Here is a 20548-nt window from a genome sequence, read left to right as displayed (position 1 = left end):
TGATTTCCTTTCTTTCTTATTTGATTATTTGTTAATTAATTCGGGGTTATTGTAGATTGAACCAATCACTTCAAATTTATCATCTAAACAACACAGTGGTTTTTTGCTCCCATTATTAGTGTGTTCTAAGGACCAGGAGTGAATGTTTGTACTCCAATAGACTTTGTATCGTACTTCTTTTGGCGTATTTTGCAGTATATCACCTTCATAAATCTCTTTACCGTTTTTATCAAGAAGTCCGGTAAACTGCCCTATAGTTATAGGATTAACTTCTTCTGAAAATCCAGTAATACAATCAACAATTAATGTACGGTGAGTATATCCATCAAAGTCTGGGAGATAAGCCCCATGAATCCATTCTCCCAATTGTTTACCCTCTATTGATTTTCCTCTAAATTTTATTGCTCTCATAATGTTTCTTTATATTGTTTTTAGAATTAAAATTACTAATGTAATGAAAACAATAGCTATTGTAGAGAAAGCGAATAAACAGCCTTTATCGTATTCCTTCTCGTCAGATGGCGTATTCTTAATATACCAATCGAGGATATGTTTCTTTTCACTCATTGCTCATATCGTTTTTAATCTTAAAATTATCATTACCCTATCCCAAAGTACAAGATATCCTTCCCAATAATCCTGAAAGCTAAAATAGTACCAACTCATTTGTAAATACCATATAGGTAGATAAACAATGAATATTGCTAACCATAAAGGGAGTAATATCCACCTAATTATTAGTTTAAGTTTACTCATTACTTGTTAGTTTTACGCTATTTGACTTCTACTTTAAACGGAAGAGGATAACCGCCAATCAAACGATTGTAGACATCTTCCCAGCAGTACGGCATATTGGCATTATTTGCCAATTCCTTTGCTATTTCTTGTAATCTTTCTTTGCTCATATCTGTTTCTTATTCGTTAAACAAACATTCTGCTGGAGCATACTTTTTATACTCTAATTCAGCCAATTCCATCACTTGGCTTCTTGAAAGGTATCTTAAAATATCATCCATATCTGTGTTTGCACGATATAGACGTTCATACCCTCTTATATCTTGCCATTTTCGTTTTCCCTTCGCTCTCTGCATCAACTTAAATGAATAGCGAACAGAGTTAGCAAACATATCAATATTTAGCTTGCAGGTAAGTTTTAAATCTCTATTCTCCTGCGGAAAAATCATTTCAGTCATTTTTGATCAATTTTGATTAGTTAAACTTAGGTATTGGCATCCAATGAGTAATACGAGCCAAAGGAGAGTTTGGCAAGAATATTCGATGATCCGATTCCCATTGACCATTTCCATAATATAATCCAGTAAAGTAGCCTTTATGAGAATCTTTCCATTCTACAGTAAAAAAGACACCTGTATTTTCCTCTGGTAACTGCTCTTCTACGTTTATCCACGGGGATTGCTTGGTTCCCTCCACAAAACCTTTCGCATAAATTTGTCGAAGATAAACTTCAATTACATGAGGTTGGTTTATTCGATTAGCCAATTGGCTTACTATGTCTTTTAGCTTCATTTCCTTATTAGTTATGAAGGTTTATTAGCTACCAAGTCGCACTCAGGTGCCCACCCTAAAGACTTCGTACCATCCCATACATTGTATAACCATTCATCCACATATCCCTTTTGCGGATTGAAATTAGAATGATGAAGGTTAATTATCTCAACCTCTTTACCAATTTTAGATTTATCCGGATGATTGGCTATTTTTACTCTTTCTCCAATTTTAAATTTAACTTCCATTACTTTCGTTTTTTAGTTGGTATATAAATTGGGGATGCTTTCCCTTTATTGTTTTTATTTATGCCGTTCATTTGATTAATTGTCTTTTGATTGAAGATGGTAGAACCAGCAAAACCTTTGATATTCTTTCCCATATTTAATTCCTTTCTTTATTGTTTTACTCTAAATGTTCAATTTCTTCTATCGCCTTAAATATCTCAAGAATCACCTGTGGCACTATGGCGTTTCCATATCCTTTGACTGATTCTTGTCTCCACTTTGTGAAAGGAATGGTAAGGTCGTCCACATTAAAGGGAAGCCCATCATTTCCTCGACAAACAGGGGATTGAGTTGGGAAGTCGTCCCAGGGCGTTGGGTGCAATGCTCCCCTAACATCACTGGAATATTGCTCAAGGCATCGTTCCTCAATTTTCCGTTTTTCCGCATCATCCCGTTGGGAGACATTGAAGACTTGTAATCTCTCGTTGTTGAAGTGGGGAGCATACCGCATGTTGCCAAATCGTTCAACTCCATCGTCCACCCTTGTTTCTGCTTTCTCTTGGTTCTTCCGTCTTCTAACTTTGATCCGTTCTTGTAGCTTCTTGCTGTTGGTGTTGGTAATAATCCCATCTTCGCTGCTAAAGCAAGCGTTGGACGTTCCTTTGCATTGGGTGAATTGCTCTTGTTCATTCTTCCGGTCCCGGCATCTATTGAAGTCGGTGTCGGCAACATTTCCAGCGGATAAAATGCCGTCTTCCCTTGTTCGTCGCACATCTTCAAGCCTTGTGTCTGTACGGTGGGCAACAAACCACACCCTGTCTCTTCTGTGGGGCGCTCCGACGGCACAAGCCGGAATAAGCATCTAATATGATTTTTGTTTCACTCATTATTATCTTTTATTTAAATTATTCAATTTCACAGATATAACCATTCTCACGCATATAATCTGAAATATCGTCTTTGGATATGGAATCCAGTAATTTAGTAGAATCTCTTTCATCGACTTCTGCTGTTACTCTGACATATCCATTTCCAGCCATACTTGTCTCTATCTGAACGCTTGTCGCATCCACATCTATTGATATTGTTTTCATATTGTACTTTTTAGAACTATTTATTTCTGATCTGAAGAAATCCACGCTTAGCGCACTCCCTGAGAAGCTCCATATCCTCATCTTTGATGTTACAGGGAGTTTCTCCGTTTACTGTGGTGTAATCGGGAATGTTAAACCTGTCTCTGATTTTCTTTATAATTCGGGGGACGTCTTTGGGATCAAGATGTTTGGTATCCCAGTAAATAGTAACTTTCATTGTTTAAAATGGATTTTCATCCTCTATGTCGGCATGTTGACACCCCGACAGAGGAACAGAGTCAAGATTATAAAAGCATGTTGTAGCAGCATTGAACCCACAGATAAACCGTAGAAGTCCAATGTTTCGTCCTTTAGCAATATCTATCATAGCCGTTCCTTTCGTTTCCACGTTTGAGAAATCGCTTGGATAGGATTTCTTAGTTACTTCGGGACGATAAATGAGAATGACTACATCAGCAGCTTCTGCTATTTGTCCACTATCACGAAGGCGGGCAAGTGTAGGAACCGGATTCATGGTGTCCCTATTCAATTGAGAAAGGGCTATAATCCAAATATCAAGTTCTTTTGCAAGATTCTTCAAACGCCTTGCAACGTCTCCCATCTGCTGTTCCTTATTGGCTCCCTTCATGTTCACATTGAGAATCTGTAAGTAGTCAACTATAGCACCATCAATGCCATATTTCAACTTCATATAGCGAATAGACGAAATGATAGTATCAATATTGGAAGTACTTCGATCATCAAAGTAGATACCCTTACCTGATATCTTGCCAATACCTTTGTCAACTGCCTGTAATTGCGAATCTGTCAAGCGTGAGTACATGATCTGATTGGCAGAAACACCACTCTCCATAGAAAGAATACGAGCTGTTATTTGTTCTTTTTTCATCTCCATAGAATACATGGCAATTTTGGCACCAAAATCTGCTGCATTCCTCATGATAGAAACAGCTAAAGAGGTCTTGCCCTGCGAAGTCTCACCGGCAATAATTATCAAATCCGATCTCTGTAAACCACCTGATTTGCTATCAATCTTTTCAAAACCTGTAGGAGTTCCAGTGATAGCTTTAGCTCCTGAGAGATTCTCATTTATCATGCTGTAAACATTCTCTAGCCCATCATTAATGGTTGATACCGTAGTGCTACTTGATTTAAACAGAGACGCCAGTTCATTACTGACCGAATTAGTCACATCAAGAATATCTTCTGATTCCGAATAAGAGTTTGAGACTAGATATTGCCCTATTACATAGAACTTACGCCTGATGGCCAAGTCATGAAGCCTAGCTGCATACTGATACAAGTCAAAAGTACTGTTAGAAGCAATCTTCATATACTCCACCAGTTCAAACTTCACACCATTGGCGACAAGCTTTCCCTTGACCGTTATCATATCAGGCCTGTTTCCAGATGATACCACTTGAAGAATAGCCTTGTATATCTCCTGATGGAAAGGATTGTAGAAAGATTCTTCCGATAGTAACTCTCTCACTTCTTCAAAAGCATTGCGTTGAAGAATTATAGTGCCTAGAACTATTTTTTCAGCATCTTCATCACGTAGCTGTACATTAACTTCCATATTCCTTTTTTGCCCAGTTTAATACCGTCCTGTAAAGGTTAGTATATCGTTTACGTAAATCTTTTCGATTCTCTATCTGCTCAATGATATCCGCTATCTGCTTACCGGTATATTTCTCTTTGAGTTTTAGGAACTCAGCTTCTGTAATTTGAGAAGAGAAATTTTTAGGGTTACTACAAAAAGGGGCTTTACGTTCCAACCAATCATTGAATTTTAGAAAATCAGGATTTGAATAAGCGGGTGAAGAAGCCACAGCTTCTTTCTTATCTCCGTTAGGAGATTCTTTCTTATCTTCCTTTTCCTCTTCCTTTTCCTCCATCGTGTTCACATCGTTATCACGTGGTGTTGACGTAGTGTTCACATCGTTATCATTTAAAGCCTTACTAATCAATTCTTTTACTATACCCTTACCGATATAAGACTTATCGTATCTCTTATCAAGGACTTGATGACTACGGAATGTGCGGATAAAGTAGTAGCTTTCTTCTGCATGAATAATAGGTACTAACATCCGGGCATCCACTAAGGAATCTATCCACTTTTTTATTTCAGATACTCGTAAGTTTTCATCGTAAGGAAATATTTGAGATTTGAGTAATGCAGCATTACCTTTGATAACTCCGAAATCATCGGCAAAGTTCCAACAACCAATAAAGAAGAGGCGGCACGGGATTGGTAATTTACCAATCTTCTCATCTTCCCAGAATTCCGGTTTAATTGTTCTTATTCGTGCCATGTTTATTCCTCTTTAATACCATATTAAAATCTTATGTTAGTTAATTGCCTGTCCTTGGAGAAAACAGCCCATTTACCATTGCCACTATCAAATAACCGTAAGTCCGACACCTCTCCGAAACGTTTGATGTTACCACAAAGGTCAACAATCCAGCCACATTCCTTGGAAGGATGCGGGCGGATAGCCCGACCTACAATTTGATACCACATAGCAAGTGACATCGTAGGGCGTGCCATTACTACTGTATCAAGTTCAGGATAGTCAAAACCAGTAGTCAACACTCCGACATTAGCAACAACAGGTATTTCACCTGTCTTGAAATGCTTGAGAATCATTTCACGCGTGACTTTTGGAGTTTCACCGGATACAATAGCGCAACCAGGTATTGACATCGTTAATCGTTCAGCCTCTTTCAAGAATCGAGTAAATACCAAAATGCCTTTTCGTTTTCCTCCAGCTTTGGGATTCATCAGCCTTTGAACGATATGAACGAGATAACCGTAAAAGTCTATCCGTTCATATTCTCGCTGGACGGACCGATCTGTGTAGTCGGCGCCGGTGGTGTTCACTTTCAGGTTGAGTTCGTTCCACCCTGAAGGATTCATAGGGTAGTAATTCAACCTCGCCAAATATCCCATATCTAAAAGAGTTGATACCTGTACATGGTAAATGACCTCTGAAAAGACATGGGGCTTTGTACGGGTGATAAACTTCAACATAGAACCGAAGTCACGGCTGGATGAAAGCCGGTAAGGTGTGGCCGTTAATCCAAGAACCTTGCATTTTACAGCTTCAAAGAAATCCTTGTACATTCCCTCTTTAGGGTTTACCAAATGGCACTCATCCACAATTATGTTTTTAAAGTGGGTAAATAATTCGGGATGATTCTTCACGCTACCTATGGTGGCGAATGTGATACGGCTTATCTCCTTTGAGTTGAAAGAAGCCGAATAGATGCTACAATCAAGAATACCATATGAGCACAGTTTCTTGAAATTTTGCTCCAAAATTTCTTTACTCGGCTGGAACACTAAGGTATGTCCGTCAAGCCTTGCAGCTATATCCGCTATGATAAGGCTCTTTCCCGAACCCGTAGGCAAGACCATGATAGCATTCGTTTTCTTGGCTTTGTTGTTGAAGAAAGAAACGGCTGCATTAGAGGCTTTCTGTTGATAATCTCGCAAAACATAACTCATAATCCTTTCTCCTTTCGTAACTTCTTATTAAGTGCCTTGTAATACTTGATTAGCTGCCCATACTCGAAATCAGACATCTTAGAAGTACCGGCAGCTTTCACTTTTAGTAAATCAAATTTCTGTTGTCCGATTTTAGTTATCAGATTCACCCGATACCCTTCCAAATGGTCCGCTTTGAATCTGTTGCAGTGTCGGCATTCAGCATGGCAATTATTCTCATCGAAACGTGTGGCCAAATGTGTACGACTGAAATAGTGCCCACAGTCTGCCTGCTCGAAAGGCTTTATCTGCCCGCATGAGATACAGCGGAAATATCCGTTTGGCATACAATCACGAAGCCGGATAAAAAGGGAAAACTCTTTGTCGAGTTTAGCTTTTAAATCCGGCTTCTTCTTTATTATCACCCCTGCCTTATCAAACAAGGGCAAAGGCTTGTCTTTCTTCTTGGACTTAGTTCTTTTTATGTAGTATGGCATATTATTGTATTCCTATCTGTTCTGTTAAAAACCTTTCTGCATACTCAGCGGCTCTTTTTATCGAATGTTCTTGCCTGTCTTTATTCTCATAAGACACATTATCTATTTTTGAGATCAGACTATTTGTCAAATCGCACATCAATTTGAGGTTTTCAAAACGAATTTCGTCTTCATTCGTTTCACCAACAGGATTAATCTTACCAATAAGATTTTCCACGATTTCAACAACGGTAAATTTCTTTTCCATAATTCTTGAATTAAAAGCCCCGAAGCGTATTCTCCGGGGCGAAACCATTATTCACTAACCCATGCCATTTATGTGTGGCTCACATTATTCCATCGGGAACACTATCTGTATGCGCATTACAGAAATATCCATTTGCAACTGAATACTTTCATGTTCCCTTTCCAACACAAGTTTGTGCGGCAGTTTGGGAGTCGAACCCAAGCAATTACAACTTGTAATACCTAAAGCACTTCGTACGCTTTCTTTAGGCTCTCTTTACCACTGAGAATACCTCCGCCATGTTTGCCCGTCTTTCCGAGCTGTCAACATCATGAACCGCCATGTAACACAGTCAACTTCCACATGATTTTGTGGTAATCCACCTCGATTGATACCCTTTGGACTTATATGGGTTTCTACCATACTCTCTCAATCTACTACTTTCTTTCATATATCGGTCGCTCCCATAACGATCTCAAATTTCCGAAAGTGGTGCGTTCATTGATACAAGATTGCTCCTATACAGAATATTCACTACGTCTGTATAGGAATAACTCAATCCAAATAAGCCATAGAAAACTCTTTCGAAATAAACCGCCCAACTGGAATCGGTTTGGCTGATTCAATAGCCGTGTGAATTTCTCTTTTATTGAACTCATGCCCCTTTTCTTTGGCTTGCTTCTCGCATTCCTCCTCTTTATTTTTGAGGTAGTGAGTGATAAGCATCATCGCCCTATCAACGTTGAAGGTGTTCACGACAAAAGTCTGAACCCTTTCGTCTTCATTCTCCCCGTCTGTGAAGGTGATTTTCGTCTCAATCTGGTAGAATTTCTTTTCATTCGGCTTAGATTCTTCGTTACTATCTTCAGTCTCATCGTCCATCTTGTCAACGTATTCTTCCATTGTTATTTCGTCTTTGAGGTAAGCGACAGCCACATCATCGACCTTACGTTCTTTCAGATTGTCGGTAAGAATCACGCAGGAATCGAATTCCTTTGCCATCGTCAGGGTGAACCCGAACTGGTAATTGAGTTCGATGTAGTCTTTCAAAATAAGGCAAGCATTCTCCAGCCCAGTGGCATACAACAAGAACTTATACTTCTTGTCGCTTATCTGTGCTTGTGCGATGTATGGATATAAAAACTTATTCTCATTCTCGAACGCCAAACGATTCTGGTTGCTAACTTCCACTTCCTTGATACCATCAGCTTCCATACTGAAACGGATTTTTGCTAATAAGTCTTGGTCTATCAGCGTGCCACGCTCAAAGAGGACTTCATGCCGTTCTATGTTGACTGTTTCACCGGTATCTTCATCAATGAAAGATTCCTCCCATGTTTTGAGGACACGTTTTGCAAGGTACATGTTAAGCATCTTCTTCGGGTCAGATGTCACATACCGGATTTCTGTTTTTCTTGTTTCTATCATAATTTAATTGATTAATAATTTGTCTTTTAATTTTCTTGTTCAGCTTCCCGACAAAACGTCCATGCTTCTCCGTCGTTCCATCGGGAAGACATTCCTTGTATGAATAAAGTAGTTTTTGCAGGAGAAGCACTTCTTGTTTTGTTAGAGTAAGTTTCATTTTTTAAATATAAGGTTTGTTATGTTCAATCTCAATCTCCATCATCTGAATCAGACGCTCTTCTTCTGGAGAAGGAATATATATACCTTGGGCACTTGAGAAATTCCGAAACCTTTCGATTGTAAGGCTCATCTCCGCACTGTCAAGGTCCGCCGAACTCCGCAGGTACTTTATTTTGCCAAGGAACTTATCTTCTCTCTCACGGATGAAAGTGTCTTTGTTGCACAAAATCTTATAATAGTTTCGCTTTACATACTCCATCGTTTCACCGATTTGGCAACCGAAATAAGCAAGGCATATATGAAGATACCTGTTCTGACTCAATGACCTTTGCGGCTTCTTCTCGGTCAGTTCAAATATCTTCTTTTCCTTTATCAGTTTCTCCAGCTTCGCTCTTGCCTGCTGGGCATGGAAAGGATTGGAACCATCGTATTTCATCAGAAGGGGAGATCGTCTTTGGTATTACCATTCGCATCAACAGGAGGCGGAAAGTTCTGCGGTTGCTGATAAGTCGGCTGTGGTACCGGCTGTTGTACTGGTACACTCTGAGGGGATTGAGATACACCTCCACGCGCTTCTATTTTGTAACATCGAATAGACGCCATACGTTTTAGTTCTCCATCTAGATTTGTCCATGAACGCCCCTGTAACACGAATGATACAGTAACAACATCATCATTTTTATAACGATCAAGTTCTGCACATTTATCACCCGAGAACTCTAAAGGAATAATGTTCTCATACTCACTACGCTCACCAGTATAAGGATCATAAGTGGTAGCATCTAAAATAAATTCCCGTTTAGTAAATGGTGTTCCCCCGTTTTTGGATGGGATTTGGACGGTCTGACCGATTTCAATTATCCGCCCAGTTATTTGATTCGCCATATTATTCTTCTATTTTTTCTTTTAATAAATACTTGGTTAAGTTTCTATATTCTGCCCACTCTAAAAAAGAGTGTAGCAGATTCATATTATCTTGCTCCATACCATCATAACGATAACATGTGATAGAAGGCTCATATCGTTTCAGTGGGAGTCCTCTTACATCATATCCGTGCTTATCTTTGTCGTATCCTTCAAAGATGAATAAGTCAAAGTGAAATACATCCGCATTGAATAGCTGTAGATAAAACCGCCATTGGCAAGAATTTATATAGTCAGCATCGGATGGATAAGAATATTTGGTCTTTATATCCCTAATCTCCACACCATCTATCATGTCGGCGCACCCTGTTATAACTGCATCCCCAAAGTCCTTGTAGAGCCTTATTTCGTGAAACGCATCCGGGTGTTCATTGTGGTACGCAAGTGCCACCTTGCATTGCGGTACGTCTAATATTACTTTGTTTCCTTCAATGTCAAAAATACGTCCACAAGGTATAGGTTCTTTCTGTTCTTTGCCATAATAGAGGAAGGTACGCTCGCCTGCTTCTATCTTTTCGCATTGCGGTGTACCTTCTTCTACAATTTTATGAAAAGCCGTCCCAATGCGAGTATAGGCATTTCCCTCAAATACACCCGTTATGCTATCAATAACCGATTGCTCAGTTATCTCGAAGTTAGCGTATTCGCTTTGCTCCATATACTTTCGGAATGCTTCAATAGTAGTCACGCGAATTAACGGTCTCATTCCTTGACGAACTTTTTATTTTCGTATTTATAGCCCTTGGATGCAAGGTTGGATTTCATTTCTTGAAAGAACGGATATTGCAATACTACTGGAAGTTCTTTCATACCTTCGATGAGTGCGGCTATATCTTCATCGGTCATAGCTGCCGCTAGATTCTCTCTAAGCATAGCAAGCATCTCATTGGCTTTCTTCTGTTCCTCCGATTTGTTCTGTATCGCGGACTTCACAGTAGAAATAATTCCTGCCATACAATTTGAGAAATCTGCACTAGTGGATTCGGGAATTTCCATCATCTGAAGCTGGGCGACATTCTTACCAATAAAGGTATCGGTAGGCTCAAATGAAACAGTACGTTTTCCATTGACTTTTGATATATATCCTACTTGGTCAGCAATGCGAAGAAGCAGATCCTTACTCTGTCCTGTACAATCAGGAGAGTGCTTGACAATATCACCTTCCACTGTTTCTTTATCATGGCAGATAAAGATTATGTCAGAACCATTAGAACGAAGTTGGTTAACAAATGACTTGAAATCCTCTGCCATTTGCCCAAATCGCTTTAAAGCATTATTTGCCAACTTATAATTGTTCTTTATGGCAAAGTTCATCAGATAGTCATCTAAACATGCCTTGGCTGTGTCGCAGATAATAGTCTTGTAAGACTTCATTGTTTCATACTCTGCCGTTATATCTTCCCATTTGTTAGCAGTGAGGGTATCACAACGTTGTACCGCTCTATCATAACCTCTATCCGTATCTATCAATAACGGATTTTCCGCTGTTGTGGCAAGGGATGTCTTGCCTGTTCCTGGAGTACCATACAATACAATGATGACCGGACGTTCAGGAGTAACGTCGTTCTTTTTAATAATTGGCATAATAATAAATTTTAAATTAATAATTCGTGGAGAAGCCCAGATTTGCACTGGGACGAGTTGCCAAGCTCGCCACATCTAAGGTTGGCAGTCCTATTATCGAGTGGTGCGTCTACTGATTCCGCCACTTCTCCTAATAAAAAAGTGTACTATCTTCACAGACCGCACACAACACAGTAAAAATAACTACATTTCAAAGGATTTTTTATTGCAATTAATGCCCCAACTCTTTATAAGATATTCGGGCCATTATAAATGATACTCCACAAATGATAAGCATAATAATAATCCCTGTAGCATACATAGGACTATCATTAACAACTGCTCCGTACAACATCACTATTGAGCATAAAAAGACGAATAGTGAGAGAATAAACATAATCACTTTCATAGCATTGTCATTACGATTAAATCATTTGAATACAACTCTACAAAATCATGCTTTCCAAACTGCACCATTACTCTGTCACCGTTAACGCTATATATCTTCCCGATCTTATTTCCCCAACCGGGAGCTTTATACTTTACCAATGCTCCTTTTTTCATGATTTCCAATTGTCTTTGAATTTACTACGTTGCATATTCTCCCTCATTCTTTCCATTTTTTTAATTCTTGCAGCAAATCCCGATTCCTTTACTGTACGTTTTACCTTTAAAGCAAAAAACACTCTCAATATCACAATGAAAAAAACAATGATTAATACTATTGCGATTGGAATCAAAAGAGGAGATAATACCCACCACCAAGACCAATCAATATAATGCATTAGTTTTAGTACTATAAATACTATCGTTAGCAATCCGCAGAAGCCAATACCACCTGTTGAATTATTATTTGCACTCATTTTATTACACGGTTACCTGTACACCATAAGGTATTATTCTGTTCTGTATTAAATTAAACTTCCGTTTTACTTTTTCCCTTGTTTCTCCCAATCCGTAACAAGGTTCTTATTTCCCCAAATGGAACAGGAATGGCAGCTACAAGTATTAATGTACCCAACCAATGCCAAAAGTCTTGGAAAATAAATTCTAATATTTCTATCATATCTATTCAGATTTAAAAAATAACCGCCTGTACAAGGGTAAAGTAAAACGGTGCGCACTTCGTTTCTCTCATGGCTTTTAGTACAGTATTAGCACTAACCTTTTCTGCGGGATAGTTCCCGTGAGCGTTCCGATGATTGCCTTACTACTTACACTAAGGATAGGTAAGCCACGGGATAATTGCATAATTACTTCAGCTTCCTGATTATATGACCGCCATACGAATCTTGAGTTAATTCTATAAACTCATGTATGGTATATGCATCTTTGTCAATATCTATACCCTTATTGGTACAGAATGATAGTCTTCCTTGCTTACATGAACCAGTCAAAACATGATGCCAATGAAATAATTCTTTAGCAGATATCTTCTTCGCAAAGTCAGGAAAATGTGCTCTAAAAGCTTCTAATCTCTCTTCCTCGGTTGAATTATCATACAGTTTTTCTTGGAGTGCAAAGAATGCCTCATGTAATGTCTCTCCATGTGCAAATTTGCCATTATCCTTGACAATAAATGTCGGAGTTAAGGTAAAGTCTCCATTGAGAATATATCCTTTGGCTATGTTGTCTCGGATACTTTTAATAATGGTCGGCGTTTCATCTATTATGTAGACTTTATCACCATTAAACATATTAATACCAGAGCCAGAGCCATAGCCAGAGCCATCGCCATAGCCAGAGCCATAGCCAGAGCCATAGCCAGAGCCATCGCCAGAGCCAGAGCCAGAGCCAGAGCCATCGCCAGAGCCATCGCCAGAGCCAGAGCCAGAGCCAGAGCCATCGCCAGAGCCAGAGCCAGAGCCAGAGCCATCGCCATAGCCAGAGCCATCGCCAGAGCCATCGCCATAGCCAGAGCCATCGCCAGAGCCAGAGCCAGAGCCAGAGCCAGAGCTAAGAAATAGCTTTATCTGTTCTTCCATACCGACACCTCCTCAATGGATTTGACCGCCTCTTCCGTACAAGGGATAATCTCAATTACTCCAAGTATCGTGATGGTAGGAACTACCAGAGTGAACTTGCATTCGCTTGGGCTTTTTGTCCCTTCGACCGCGAGCTGGGAAATGGATGCGGCTCCGTACCAGCACCACAATCTGCGGCAGTTTGTTAATGTAACTTCACTGCCATTCTTTTCTTTCAATGTTCCGAAAAATACGCCGCTTCTATCAGCTCTAATAATAACTTTCTTTCCAATCATAATTCTATAATATTTAAAAGATTAATAAGTTTAGCTCCCTTCAACGTAACAATACGTATTTAGCATTTCAACACGCCCGAATTTGACGGGAAGGGAGGTATATTGATAGCTTTCACTAAGCTTTTGTTCTATCAAATGGCGCGTAAAGCTCCGCGCATTTATATATTTAACCACGTTGCACGCATCCGCTCATATCATCGCAGAATTGCATTACGCTACCACTTCGCCTCGGCTATATGCTTATCGGCGCCGCCTAATTTTAAGTGTGCGGAACACTGGTACACTATTGAGGCTTACCATGCCATCCCGAATGTTAGGCTCATCGGTTTCGCCTTAGATCCCTACCCAGTTCTCGCTACTGGATGTCGTTCAATCCGTCAGTAGGGCTGTGGATCAATCTTTGTAGAAGAACTTTTCACCTGACTTACTGAACAGTTTATAGCCAGCGTACAAGCTCAGCGATATCATAATTGTTTCTATCATAATCATATGAGGTTAATTGTTATCTCCAACTACTATCGTAGCATCTTAAAGTTGGATCTAAATCCATCAAGGCTTGCCTAAAATTGTTAGCGGGTTTGGGATAATCCAGATACTGAGGATTAAATTGAGCCTTATAATCATCCATTTTCAAATGTGCATCCATCCAAGCATCTTTCAATGCATTATTAAAAGAATACCACTTGAAAGCCTTATTCTGCTTCATGTAAACCCAGGCTCTTTGCATGATGGCTTTCATATTGTATTTGCCATCTTTCACCAGTTTGTAATCTCTTGCTTTCATCTGTTCATCAATTCAATGATCCCATTCTTTGAGAACATTATTCTTTTACCTATTTTGACATGAGGAAACTCGTCTTTTCTTCTTCGGAGAGTTTTTACGCTAATACCAATCATAGTTGAAGCCTCTTCTGTATTCAGATACTCATCTGAATTGTACTTTATGCATTCTGATATATATGATTTCATATTTTTGCCTATCAGATTGTACAACTCCTCTGCGATTAAACGAGCCTCTGAACGTGTCATTTCCCCACCGCTATAATGGTTATAGTCAAATCCTTTAATGAGTAGGAACATCTGTATTTCTTAACATCCTGTGGCTTGTCACTTGAATGGCTTAATTGATAAGCATATGTATGCGCACTTTTCAAAGCCTCGTAGGTATCCATGTGGAAAGTCATAGAACTTCCTGCCTTTATACCCAAAATATCCTTTTTACTCACTTTTTTCATATTATTTCTATGTTTATTTAGATTTTATATGTATTTTATTTGCAAATAAGAAAGCTTACGACTATATTTGTCTTTGAAAATGTGTGAGACTTGGGAAAGCCATCACTTTCTTTTTGCATGTACCAAGTTTGTTTGTTTATTGGTTGACGATGCAAAGATAGTAGATAAATCATCTACCGCAAAGAATAATAGTAGATATTTTATCTACTTATATATGTTATAAAACATATTTTAAGTAAGTAGTTGATTAATAAGTATATATGAATAAATATAGAAACATAGTAATATTGATATTATCTGGAATATCCGTCTTAGTGTCTATAATTGCATTATGCAGAACCTATCCGCATACCTCTGATTTAGGAATGGATTACCAAGGGATAATAGTGGGAATATTGTCTTTGCTGGTTACAGTACTTATTGGGTGGCAGATATTTTCCGCAATAGATATACGAAGGATAAAGGATGATGTATTAAATATGAATATGGAGAATTATATTAGATCGGAAAAAAATATTATAGAAATACAAATGTCTTTATCGCAGTATTATTTAGAAAGAGGATTAGAAACAAATGATAGAATAGCTGTATTCAAATATTTGCTTCATTCTATATCAACAATAGTCCATCAGGAGAGAATTAATGATATCAATGGGGCAAACGCAATGATAAATACAATCATATCTTCCGTGTCTGACCCCAACAAGATTTTATTAACTCAAGTTCAGAAGAACTCCTTAATAGAACTGATTTTTTTATTCCGAAAGAACCATGATATACATAATACAGACAACCTTCTTTCTCTTGTAACGAAGATGGAGGTAAAAGATTGAAATTATTCGCTGAACAAAAACAGTTTGTATATGAATTTAATATTTCTTCTTTCATAATTCGTTCTTTGAAATATTTACATCGGTTATTAATGAGGTATCTTATGTATGTTCCTATGGCAGCTTTCACATACAACAAGAACATCAGAAGGTAGATATTCCCATGCAAATCTATTGTTGATATATTTTACATGGTGTATATTTAGTTTTTTCTCATTGCCGCAAATTTCACATTTTCGACCTCTTACAGTGAATATAAATTCTCTATAAGACTTCCATTGTGGCATTTCTAATTGGTCATAATATTGGCTTCTCTTTTGCGACCATTCGTTTTGGCGATTTCTACGATTTGTTTCGTCAATAGCAGGCAAAAGACATTCTTTTCGTTTGTTTTCAGTGAGGTAACTATTTGCCACATTTACGAGAGCAGCTATTGATTTAATTTTTTCACCTTTTACTGTTAACCAATTCTTCTTATCCCAATATTCTATAACTTGTTCTGCGGTTATTAAATATGGTTTCTTTCTTGAAGTAAGGAATATATCTATATCTTTCTTCTTAAATTGTGTATTTACATTAAGTACATTATCCATATTATTATATATTGTGTTAACTTATAAATTACCAGGTTTGAAGGAACGTTGATTTTTGAGTGAATCATCCCCTTACCCGTAGAGAGCGGTTTTTCTCTCTAACGGTTCAGGGATAATTCGATGGCAAATCACCAGTATAAGTTAGGTATCGACCCCATCGGCTCTGAATTGGGTGCTTCCAATCTCGGCTTTCAGCTTCTACAGAGTTGGTTATCTCGTAACCTGCACCTGCGCACCAGTCTGCTTATTTCAATCGACTGCCTTCTTTCGTGCATCCCCTCACGGGCTTTCACCGTGAAGCTTCGGAAGGTTGTTTTAAATCTGTTATTGGTCGAACGTATTTTCCCCGATAGCCCTCCGCAGTACTCGTAAAGCGGAAACAATAACCGATTGTACAACTGGATATAAATAAAATATCCGCTTCATCTGCACATGAAACGGATATCTATATATGTTAAACCTCTTTCGAGGAAAGTTTAACCAAATTTGTATCGTAGCACGTGCAGGTGTTACGGGGACAAAGGTAGTAGATAATTTATCTACTACAAAGAAAAGTAGATAAATTTTTTAAAAATAATATTATGGCAAAGAATCTTTATTCTGAAAGGTTTTTATCAATAGTTGATAAAATCGGGATTAGCGATGCTAAAATCGCAAATAGTATAGATGGACTAGATAAGACATTGATGTCGCACATAAGGACAGGAAGACAAGGAGCTTCTATTAATGTGTTATCTTCATTTTGCGAGGCATTCCCCCAAGTCAACGCTAACTACATCCTTACCGGAAAAGGTTCTATGTTCTTGAATAATGATGAATTGTCGTCATCTACAGACATCGGAACGTTCGGGCTTACCTATGATGAACTGGCAAGACTATACGAAACAACCGTGTCACGTTATGAAAGGCTCATTGAAAATATGAAGATGAAGTTTGAAACTCTTGAGCATGCGTTTGTAGATGCAAAGGAAACGTTTAATAGAGAAAGTGCATAAATGATAGAAAAGCCCATTTACATGAAGCCTTTCTATCCAGGCTAAAAGTAGTTTCATGCTCCTTGAGGTTCGACATGTTGCAGTATCTTCATCTCGTAAATTGCTTGTTTACGTTGCGATACAAGGTTATGCGCCTGTAGTTCTTTCTCAAGATCGGTTATTCTTTTATGCGCACATTCTAAATCTTCAGATATACGCAAAGACTGTCGCATGAGAATTTTAATTTGCCTTATGAGACGGCAAACGGGAAGGTTAACTTTCTCCATATAGTACGATTATTTAAATTATGGTTGATAGATAACATTTGTATTTTAAAAAGGTTCGAGATTTATATATGTTGTTAAACATGCTGTTTAACAACGAATTTGTTACGAAAACATATACCAAATGGGAAATAAAGAAAGTGCAGCGATACGACTACATAAATTTGTTATGTACGCTAAAAGTGAGAAAATGATTAAGAGTGTACGGAATTTTGAAGATGAGTGCGGATTGTCAAATGGCTATTTAAACAATGCGTTGCACGCAAGCTCTGGAGGTATAGGAAGCGATAATATAGCTCGCATAATAGAGAAGTTCCCAATGCTTAATATATACTGGTTATGTACCGGAAAAGGGGATATGTTGAATTATAAAGAAAAAGAGAAAGAATATAAAGAGATTATGACGCTTATATCCAAGCTTCAAAATGCGGTAAAGAAGATGAATATAAGAGGAAATAATGAAAAAATGTGATACCATAGATTATTATTAACAATGCATTGTGTTGAAAATTAGTATTTTACAAGTTATTGCATAGTCCCGTACGCACCGCTTAAAACTCTGAAATCGAATGATTTCAGAGTTTTTTTGTTCAATATACCAGGTGTTCCACCTAATAATAATTACATTCCAAACCTTGATGTATCCACCTCTTTCAGATTCTTTTTCTTATACCCTCCAAAGCGATAACTGAGATTCAGAGTAAAAGCCCGCGAATAGAAAGCACTGTTCATATCTAAGTCCTGTCCCTTGAAACGAACTTTTGTCTTAGGCATCCCTGTATTAAGAATATCATTACAACGAGCGGAAAGGCTCATCCTGTCGTTTGCAAAACTCCATTTCAATCCGGCAGTAAGATTAAAGATGGATTCAATATCGAATGTTCCTTGTATAACCGGTGTCTGCACATTCCCCATCAATTCAAAAGCCAGATTTTTATTCACTTTAAAAGTATTATCCAGCATAGCACTGAACACCCACTTTTTTCGATTGAAAGGTATATCAAAGAAATCATCACAACGTTGCCTCATCTGCATACCGGCTACAGTCAATCGAGAATCCAACCAATTTCCTGTTTTGAAAGGTAATATGATGTTTGCCCCCCACAACTGCATATAGTTCCAGTTTGTATTTTTATAAATTAACGCCAGTCTGTCGGTAGATTGATAAGGAGTTTGTATAAAGTAATCTGGAGTATGCATAAAGAACAGGTTAAAAATATATTTTTGCTTCAAGATATAACTCCCGTTCAAATTGTAATTAGTCATAGGTTTCAATCCCGGTGTTCCCCACAGTTCAGTGTACCCGTTGAGATAACTAACAGACGATTGCATATCCCAATAGCCCGGATACGCCTTATCTGTAGATAAGGAGAATTGGAATGTATGCTTTGGCGTTTTAAAATAAGTCAGCGATGCCTGTGGATAAACCGCCCATTTATGATAATTGCCGATAGTATAATATTCTCCCGTAGCCGATACAGAGAACGAAACTCCTGTCTCGTAGTTTTTACTGAGTGACACATAAAAATTAGTAGTCTGTTCTTTCAGATCAGAGTACATATTCTGAGTATGAATATCCCCCACTACCTTATCATAAGTCTGAAAATCACGATCTTTTGCAAACCGATAGGATACCCCATATCCTAAACTCCATCCTTTAGATAATGAATGTTTTTGATCTGCATAAATAGAATAGCGATCTATTCTTTGTCCGCCAACCATTGAAAAACTGCTTTGCCTGCCATCCTGATAGTCGGCATAAAGACTTTGATGATTGTCGGATTTATAATGCGTATAATCACCACCTATTTCAAGTCCAAATCCTGAATGATACTGCAATGTGACATTATTCATCCGCGTATCAAGATATTTATCCACATTACTGGTTTGATAATTCCCTGTCGTTTCGCTGCTATTATACTGATCGGGGCTATAGCTACCTGTATATATCACATTAATCGTATGATTGTCATTGAAATTATACTCAAACGCAGTTCTGAAATTGTGATTCCAATACTTACTGCGTAATTGCTCATTCTGGCTGATATCGTACCGTTCATTCTTCAGTGCATGCCTGGAATCGAGGTCTATATATTCCATATTCTTCACATCATTCGCTCCATACATCACATCAAAAGCCATTTTGGGTGTCGATAAACGGAAATTCCCTTTCATGCCACCGCTATTAAAATATTGATTCTTATAATCAGCACTTACTTCTCCTTGAAAAGAATAGTCATTCGAGCGTTTTAAAACAACATTGATAACCGCTCCCCGTACATGATATTCAGGGGGTGCACTATACATTACTTCCACTTTCTCCACCCTGTTTACCGGAGTATTACGCAAAAGAGTTTCAAGCTGCCCGACATCCATTGTGGTAGGTTTTCCATTCAGGATTACAGTCAGATTTCCTGCACCGACCAGAGTCAACACTCCCTTACTTTCTTGCACTCCCGGTAACCTCATCAATGCTTCATAAGCATTATTCACTACTTGCTTTTCAGATAAAACAGCGAGATTATAACCTAAACGTCCATTCTCCACTTTTACAAATGGGCGTTCCGCCTTTACCACCACTTCATCCAAAGCATAATCCTGAGGCTGCAACTGAATAGTCCCGGCATTTTTCCCATTGCCGGTTACTTGCTTCGTATGAAATAAAAGATGTTGGATAATCAAGCGGTATTTTTCTTGTTGGCCATTCAAAGTGAATATACCGTCAGCGTTTGATATCGACGCATCTATATAAATAGAGTCTACCGTTTGCAATACAATGGTTGCCCCCTCTATGGGGCGCTGTTCACTGTCTATTATCTTGCCGCTAATGGTTTGTCCCCATACGACTGTTTGAAAACTGCCTACTACAATATAGCTGATTACAGATAAGATTACTTTATTCAATCGCATCATTCTATGTCATTTACAGATACTAATGCCACCATTAGCTCGGATTACAGAAATTTCATGTTTTGATTTCTCTGTTTATAGACGAAGCGAAAAAATCATATTTGGTTTATAAAGAAGAAAAACATTTAATATTCTTAAATATAAGATTCACCCACAACTCTTGATGCATCCGCTAATATACTCTCGCTGCCTTACCAAGTCCATACCAACTCCGTATCAACTCCATACCCGCTCCGTATCAAGTCCGTACCCGCTCCGTATCAACTCCCAATAAAGGTACCTTTATACGGACCAGGTACGGAGTTGGTACGGACCAGACACGGTTCAGGTATATTTCAAATATTATTT

General features: G+C 38.3%; 34 protein-coding genes. 4 read left to right on the top strand and 30 right to left on the bottom strand.

Translation table 11 applies throughout. The annotated features are described in order from the left end of the window. Positions 1-24: 24 nt before the first annotated feature. The 28 genes from K429_RS29535 to K429_RS0122210 all read right to left on the bottom strand — a co-directional run bounded on the left by K429_RS29535 (position 25) and on the right by K429_RS0122210 (position 14609). Complete coding sequence (locus tag K429_RS29535; protein WP_029328117.1) at positions 25-411, bottom strand: YopX family protein; 387 nt, start codon at positions 409-411, stop codon at positions 25-27. 362 nt (positions 412-773) lie between these two features. Then, positions 774-905, bottom strand: coding sequence for a hypothetical protein (locus K429_RS31200; protein ID WP_005676561.1), 132 nt, complete (start codon positions 903-905; stop codon positions 774-776). A gap of 9 nt (positions 906-914) precedes the next feature. After that, the gene (locus K429_RS0122340) at positions 915-1193 is read right to left on the bottom strand and encodes a hypothetical protein (protein WP_029328113.1); all 279 of its coding nucleotides are present in this window, start codon (positions 1191-1193) and stop codon (positions 915-917) included. 16 nt (positions 1194-1209) lie between these two features. After that, positions 1210-1527 (bottom strand): DUF551 domain-containing protein, encoded by a 318-nt coding sequence (locus tag K429_RS0122335; RefSeq protein ID WP_029328112.1) that lies wholly within the window; start codon positions 1525-1527, stop codon positions 1210-1212. Positions 1528-1538: 11 nt separating this feature from the next. Further along, a complete protein-coding gene (locus K429_RS0122330; protein WP_029328110.1) occupies positions 1539-1754 on the bottom strand; it encodes a hypothetical protein in 216 nt (71 codons plus the stop codon). Then, positions 1754-1888, bottom strand: a complete 135-nt coding sequence (locus K429_RS31195; RefSeq protein ID WP_255347658.1) for a hypothetical protein — start codon at positions 1886-1888, stop codon at positions 1754-1756. The genes K429_RS0122330 and K429_RS31195 overlap by 1 nt, the downstream gene beginning before the upstream one ends. A gap of 82 nt (positions 1889-1970) precedes the next feature. Next, positions 1971-2579: a hypothetical protein gene (locus K429_RS30435; protein ID WP_155923454.1), complete on the bottom strand. Its 609-nt coding sequence runs from the start codon at positions 2577-2579 to the stop codon at positions 1971-1973. A gap of 59 nt (positions 2580-2638) precedes the next feature. Next, positions 2639-2827, bottom strand: a complete 189-nt coding sequence (locus K429_RS0122315; protein ID WP_029328108.1) for a hypothetical protein — start codon at positions 2825-2827, stop codon at positions 2639-2641. A 16-nt stretch (positions 2828-2843) separates the two neighbouring features. Next, the gene (locus tag K429_RS31015; RefSeq protein WP_029328107.1) at positions 2844-3044 is read right to left on the bottom strand and encodes a hypothetical protein; all 201 of its coding nucleotides are present in this window, start codon (positions 3042-3044) and stop codon (positions 2844-2846) included. 3 nt (positions 3045-3047) lie between these two features. Further along, on the bottom strand, positions 3048-4406 hold the full coding sequence (locus tag K429_RS0122305) for a DnaB-like helicase C-terminal domain-containing protein (protein ID WP_029328106.1): 1359 nt from the start codon (positions 4404-4406) through the stop codon (positions 3048-3050). Then, on the bottom strand, positions 4396-5142 hold the full coding sequence (locus K429_RS0122300; RefSeq protein WP_029328105.1) for a hypothetical protein: 747 nt from the start codon (positions 5140-5142) through the stop codon (positions 4396-4398). The genes K429_RS0122305 and K429_RS0122300 overlap by 11 nt, the downstream gene beginning before the upstream one ends. Before the next feature lie 23 nt (positions 5143-5165). Further along, complete coding sequence (locus tag K429_RS0122295; RefSeq protein ID WP_029328104.1) at positions 5166-6338, bottom strand: DEAD/DEAH box helicase; 1173 nt, start codon at positions 6336-6338, stop codon at positions 5166-5168. Continuing rightward, positions 6335-6814, bottom strand: coding sequence for a recombination protein NinG (locus K429_RS0122290; protein WP_025726545.1), 480 nt, complete (start codon positions 6812-6814; stop codon positions 6335-6337). The genes K429_RS0122295 and K429_RS0122290 overlap by 4 nt, the downstream gene beginning before the upstream one ends. A 1-nt stretch (position 6815) precedes the next feature. Further along, positions 6816-7061, bottom strand: coding sequence for a hypothetical protein (locus tag K429_RS0122285; protein ID WP_025726544.1), 246 nt, complete (start codon positions 7059-7061; stop codon positions 6816-6818). Positions 7062-7595: 534 nt separating this feature from the next. Continuing rightward, positions 7596-8468: a hypothetical protein gene (locus K429_RS0122280; RefSeq protein WP_029328103.1), complete on the bottom strand. Its 873-nt coding sequence runs from the start codon at positions 8466-8468 to the stop codon at positions 7596-7598. Positions 8469-8628: 160 nt separating this feature from the next. Then, positions 8629-9063 carry a hypothetical protein gene (locus tag K429_RS0122270; RefSeq protein ID WP_029328100.1) on the bottom strand — a complete coding sequence of 145 codons (435 nt, stop codon included), beginning with the start codon at positions 9061-9063 and terminating at the stop codon, positions 8629-8631. Beyond that, positions 9063-9512 (bottom strand): DUF3127 domain-containing protein, encoded by a 450-nt coding sequence (locus tag K429_RS0122265; RefSeq protein WP_029328099.1) that lies wholly within the window; start codon positions 9510-9512, stop codon positions 9063-9065. Before K429_RS0122265 ends, K429_RS0122270 begins: the two co-directional genes overlap by 1 nt. 1 nt (position 9513) lies before the next feature. Further along, positions 9514-10257: a hypothetical protein gene (locus tag K429_RS0122260; RefSeq protein ID WP_029328097.1), complete on the bottom strand. Its 744-nt coding sequence runs from the start codon at positions 10255-10257 to the stop codon at positions 9514-9516. After that, positions 10254-11135 carry an AAA family ATPase gene (locus K429_RS0122255; protein ID WP_029328096.1) on the bottom strand — a complete coding sequence of 294 codons (882 nt, stop codon included), beginning with the start codon at positions 11133-11135 and terminating at the stop codon, positions 10254-10256. Before K429_RS0122255 ends, K429_RS0122260 begins: the two co-directional genes overlap by 4 nt. 384 nt (positions 11136-11519) lie before the next feature. Continuing rightward, a complete protein-coding gene (locus tag K429_RS30430) occupies positions 11520-11678 on the bottom strand; it encodes a hypothetical protein (RefSeq protein ID WP_155923453.1) in 159 nt (52 codons plus the stop codon). Beyond that, positions 11675-11977, bottom strand: coding sequence for a hypothetical protein (locus K429_RS0122245; RefSeq protein WP_029328095.1), 303 nt, complete (start codon positions 11975-11977; stop codon positions 11675-11677). The genes K429_RS30430 and K429_RS0122245 overlap by 4 nt, the downstream gene beginning before the upstream one ends. A 53-nt stretch (positions 11978-12030) precedes the next feature. Further along, a complete protein-coding gene (locus K429_RS30425; protein WP_155923445.1) occupies positions 12031-12180 on the bottom strand; it encodes a hypothetical protein in 150 nt (49 codons plus the stop codon). A gap of 187 nt (positions 12181-12367) precedes the next feature. After that, positions 12368-12811: a hypothetical protein gene (locus K429_RS0122235; protein WP_029328094.1), complete on the bottom strand. Its 444-nt coding sequence runs from the start codon at positions 12809-12811 to the stop codon at positions 12368-12370. Continuing rightward, positions 12784-13038, bottom strand: a complete 255-nt coding sequence (locus K429_RS30720) for a hypothetical protein (protein WP_029328093.1) — start codon at positions 13036-13038, stop codon at positions 12784-12786. Before K429_RS30720 ends, K429_RS0122235 begins: the two co-directional genes overlap by 28 nt. Positions 13039-13083: 45 nt before the next feature. Further along, positions 13084-13374, bottom strand: a complete 291-nt coding sequence (locus tag K429_RS0122225; RefSeq protein ID WP_029327694.1) for a hypothetical protein — start codon at positions 13372-13374, stop codon at positions 13084-13086. Between the two features lie 502 nt (positions 13375-13876). Continuing rightward, positions 13877-14158, bottom strand: a complete 282-nt coding sequence (locus tag K429_RS0122220) for a hypothetical protein (protein WP_029328092.1) — start codon at positions 14156-14158, stop codon at positions 13877-13879. Continuing rightward, entirely contained in the window at positions 14155-14271 is a 117-nt protein-coding gene (locus K429_RS31335; protein ID WP_369796093.1) for a hypothetical protein, read from the bottom strand. The genes K429_RS0122220 and K429_RS31335 overlap by 4 nt, the downstream gene beginning before the upstream one ends. A 128-nt stretch (positions 14272-14399) precedes the next feature. After that, complete coding sequence (locus K429_RS0122210; protein WP_029328090.1) at positions 14400-14609, bottom strand: hypothetical protein; 210 nt, start codon at positions 14607-14609, stop codon at positions 14400-14402. Between the two features lie 260 nt (positions 14610-14869). Between K429_RS0122210 and K429_RS0122205 the strand changes: the two genes are divergently transcribed. Then, a complete protein-coding gene (locus tag K429_RS0122205) occupies positions 14870-15442 on the top strand; it encodes a hypothetical protein (protein WP_044096968.1) in 573 nt (190 codons plus the stop codon). An 86-nt stretch (positions 15443-15528) separates the two neighbouring features. Here the strand turns inward: K429_RS0122205 and K429_RS0122200 are convergent, their stop codons facing one another. Beyond that, on the bottom strand, positions 15529-16032 hold the full coding sequence (locus tag K429_RS0122200; RefSeq protein ID WP_029327690.1) for an HNH endonuclease: 504 nt from the start codon (positions 16030-16032) through the stop codon (positions 15529-15531). A 120-nt stretch (positions 16033-16152) separates the two neighbouring features. Here K429_RS0122200 and K429_RS30420 point away from each other — a divergent pair, with 120 nt between their 5' ends. From K429_RS30420 to K429_RS29060, 3 genes are all read left to right on the top strand, one after another. Next, complete coding sequence (locus K429_RS30420) at positions 16153-16404, top strand: hypothetical protein (protein ID WP_155923443.1); 252 nt, start codon at positions 16153-16155, stop codon at positions 16402-16404. Between the two features lie 209 nt (positions 16405-16613). Next, positions 16614-17027, top strand: a complete 414-nt coding sequence (locus tag K429_RS0122195) for a hypothetical protein (RefSeq protein ID WP_029327689.1) — start codon at positions 16614-16616, stop codon at positions 17025-17027. 387 nt (positions 17028-17414) lie between these two features. Then, positions 17415-17762, top strand: a complete 348-nt coding sequence (locus tag K429_RS29060) for a hypothetical protein (protein WP_029327687.1) — start codon at positions 17415-17417, stop codon at positions 17760-17762. Positions 17763-17911: 149 nt separating this feature from the next. Here K429_RS29060 and K429_RS0122180 read toward each other — a convergent pair whose 3' ends face one another. Beyond that, the gene (locus K429_RS0122180) at positions 17912-20203 is read right to left on the bottom strand and encodes an outer membrane beta-barrel family protein (protein ID WP_044097041.1); all 2292 of its coding nucleotides are present in this window, start codon (positions 20201-20203) and stop codon (positions 17912-17914) included. Between the last annotated feature and the right edge of the window lie 345 nt (positions 20204-20548).

Origin of the sequence: Bacteroides sp. 14(A) (genome assembly GCF_000526555.1) — a bacterium.
GTDB lineage: Bacteria > Bacteroidota > Bacteroidia > Bacteroidales > Bacteroidaceae > Bacteroides > Bacteroides cellulosilyticus.
Note: the sequence above shows the minus strand (reverse complement) of the source record. Positions and strands in the feature narration are given on the sequence as shown.

Excerpts from the sequence above, each read along its gene's own strand:
- K429_RS0122295 (WP_029328104.1), bottom strand. The coding sequence starts at position 6,338 with ATGAGTTATGTTTTGCGAGATTATCAACAGAAAGCCTCTAATGCAGCC.
- K429_RS0122315 (WP_029328108.1), bottom strand. The coding sequence starts at position 2,827 with ATGAAAACAATATCAATAGATGTGGATGCGACAAGCGTTCAGATAGAG.
- K429_RS0122330 (WP_029328110.1), bottom strand. The coding sequence starts at position 1,754 with ATGGAAGTTAAATTTAAAATTGGAGAAAGAGTAAAAATAGCCAATCAT.
- K429_RS0122340 (WP_029328113.1), bottom strand. The coding sequence starts at position 1,193 with ATGACTGAAATGATTTTTCCGCAGGAGAATAGAGATTTAAAACTTACC.
- K429_RS0122290 (WP_025726545.1), bottom strand. The coding sequence starts at position 6,814 with ATGCCATACTACATAAAAAGAACTAAGTCCAAGAAGAAAGACAAGCCT.
- K429_RS31200 (WP_005676561.1), bottom strand. The coding sequence starts at position 905 with ATGAGCAAAGAAAGATTACAAGAAATAGCAAAGGAATTGGCAAATAAT.
- K429_RS30420 (WP_155923443.1), top strand. The coding sequence starts at position 16,153 with ATGGCAAATCACCAGTATAAGTTAGGTATCGACCCCATCGGCTCTGAA.
- K429_RS29535 (WP_029328117.1), bottom strand. The coding sequence starts at position 411 with ATGAGAGCAATAAAATTTAGAGGAAAATCAATAGAGGGTAAACAATTG.
- K429_RS29060 (WP_029327687.1), top strand. The coding sequence starts at position 17,415 with ATGGGAAATAAAGAAAGTGCAGCGATACGACTACATAAATTTGTTATG.
- K429_RS0122205 (WP_044096968.1), top strand. The coding sequence starts at position 14,870 with ATGAATAAATATAGAAACATAGTAATATTGATATTATCTGGAATATCC.
- K429_RS0122265 (WP_029328099.1), bottom strand. The coding sequence starts at position 9,512 with ATGGCGAATCAAATAACTGGGCGGATAATTGAAATCGGTCAGACCGTC.
- K429_RS0122195 (WP_029327689.1), top strand. The coding sequence starts at position 16,614 with ATGGCAAAGAATCTTTATTCTGAAAGGTTTTTATCAATAGTTGATAAA.
- K429_RS0122220 (WP_029328092.1), bottom strand. The coding sequence starts at position 14,158 with ATGAAAGCAAGAGATTACAAACTGGTGAAAGATGGCAAATACAATATG.
- K429_RS31015 (WP_029328107.1), bottom strand. The coding sequence starts at position 3,044 with ATGAAAGTTACTATTTACTGGGATACCAAACATCTTGATCCCAAAGAC.
- K429_RS0122255 (WP_029328096.1), bottom strand. The coding sequence starts at position 11,135 with ATGCCAATTATTAAAAAGAACGACGTTACTCCTGAACGTCCGGTCATC.
- K429_RS0122270 (WP_029328100.1), bottom strand. The coding sequence starts at position 9,063 with ATGAAATACGATGGTTCCAATCCTTTCCATGCCCAGCAGGCAAGAGCG.
- K429_RS31195 (WP_255347658.1), bottom strand. The coding sequence starts at position 1,888 with ATGGGAAAGAATATCAAAGGTTTTGCTGGTTCTACCATCTTCAATCAA.
- K429_RS0122300 (WP_029328105.1), bottom strand. The coding sequence starts at position 5,142 with ATGGCACGAATAAGAACAATTAAACCGGAATTCTGGGAAGATGAGAAG.
- K429_RS0122210 (WP_029328090.1), bottom strand. The coding sequence starts at position 14,609 with ATGAAAAAAGTGAGTAAAAAGGATATTTTGGGTATAAAGGCAGGAAGT.
- K429_RS30430 (WP_155923453.1), bottom strand. The coding sequence starts at position 11,678 with ATGAAAAAAGGAGCATTGGTAAAGTATAAAGCTCCCGGTTGGGGAAAT.
- K429_RS31335 (WP_369796093.1), bottom strand. The coding sequence starts at position 14,271 with ATGATTGGTATTAGCGTAAAAACTCTCCGAAGAAGAAAAGACGAGTTT.
- K429_RS0122260 (WP_029328097.1), bottom strand. The coding sequence starts at position 10,257 with ATGAGACCGTTAATTCGCGTGACTACTATTGAAGCATTCCGAAAGTAT.
- K429_RS0122200 (WP_029327690.1), bottom strand. The coding sequence starts at position 16,032 with ATGGATAATGTACTTAATGTAAATACACAATTTAAGAAGAAAGATATA.
- K429_RS0122245 (WP_029328095.1), bottom strand. The coding sequence starts at position 11,977 with ATGAGTGCAAATAATAATTCAACAGGTGGTATTGGCTTCTGCGGATTG.
- K429_RS30425 (WP_155923445.1), bottom strand. The coding sequence starts at position 12,180 with ATGATAGAAATATTAGAATTTATTTTCCAAGACTTTTGGCATTGGTTG.
- K429_RS0122180 (WP_044097041.1), bottom strand. The coding sequence starts at position 20,203 with ATGATGCGATTGAATAAAGTAATCTTATCTGTAATCAGCTATATTGTA.
- K429_RS0122280 (WP_029328103.1), bottom strand. The coding sequence starts at position 8,468 with ATGATAGAAACAAGAAAAACAGAAATCCGGTATGTGACATCTGACCCG.
- K429_RS0122305 (WP_029328106.1), bottom strand. The coding sequence starts at position 4,406 with ATGGAAGTTAATGTACAGCTACGTGATGAAGATGCTGAAAAAATAGTT.
- K429_RS30720 (WP_029328093.1), bottom strand. The coding sequence starts at position 13,038 with ATGGCTCTGGCTATGGCGATGGCTCTGGCGATGGCTCTGGCTATGGCG.
- K429_RS0122225 (WP_029327694.1), bottom strand. The coding sequence starts at position 13,374 with ATGATTGGAAAGAAAGTTATTATTAGAGCTGATAGAAGCGGCGTATTT.
- K429_RS0122235 (WP_029328094.1), bottom strand. The coding sequence starts at position 12,811 with ATGTTTAATGGTGATAAAGTCTACATAATAGATGAAACGCCGACCATT.
- K429_RS0122285 (WP_025726544.1), bottom strand. The coding sequence starts at position 7,061 with ATGGAAAAGAAATTTACCGTTGTTGAAATCGTGGAAAATCTTATTGGT.
- K429_RS0122335 (WP_029328112.1), bottom strand. The coding sequence starts at position 1,527 with ATGAAGCTAAAAGACATAGTAAGCCAATTGGCTAATCGAATAAACCAA.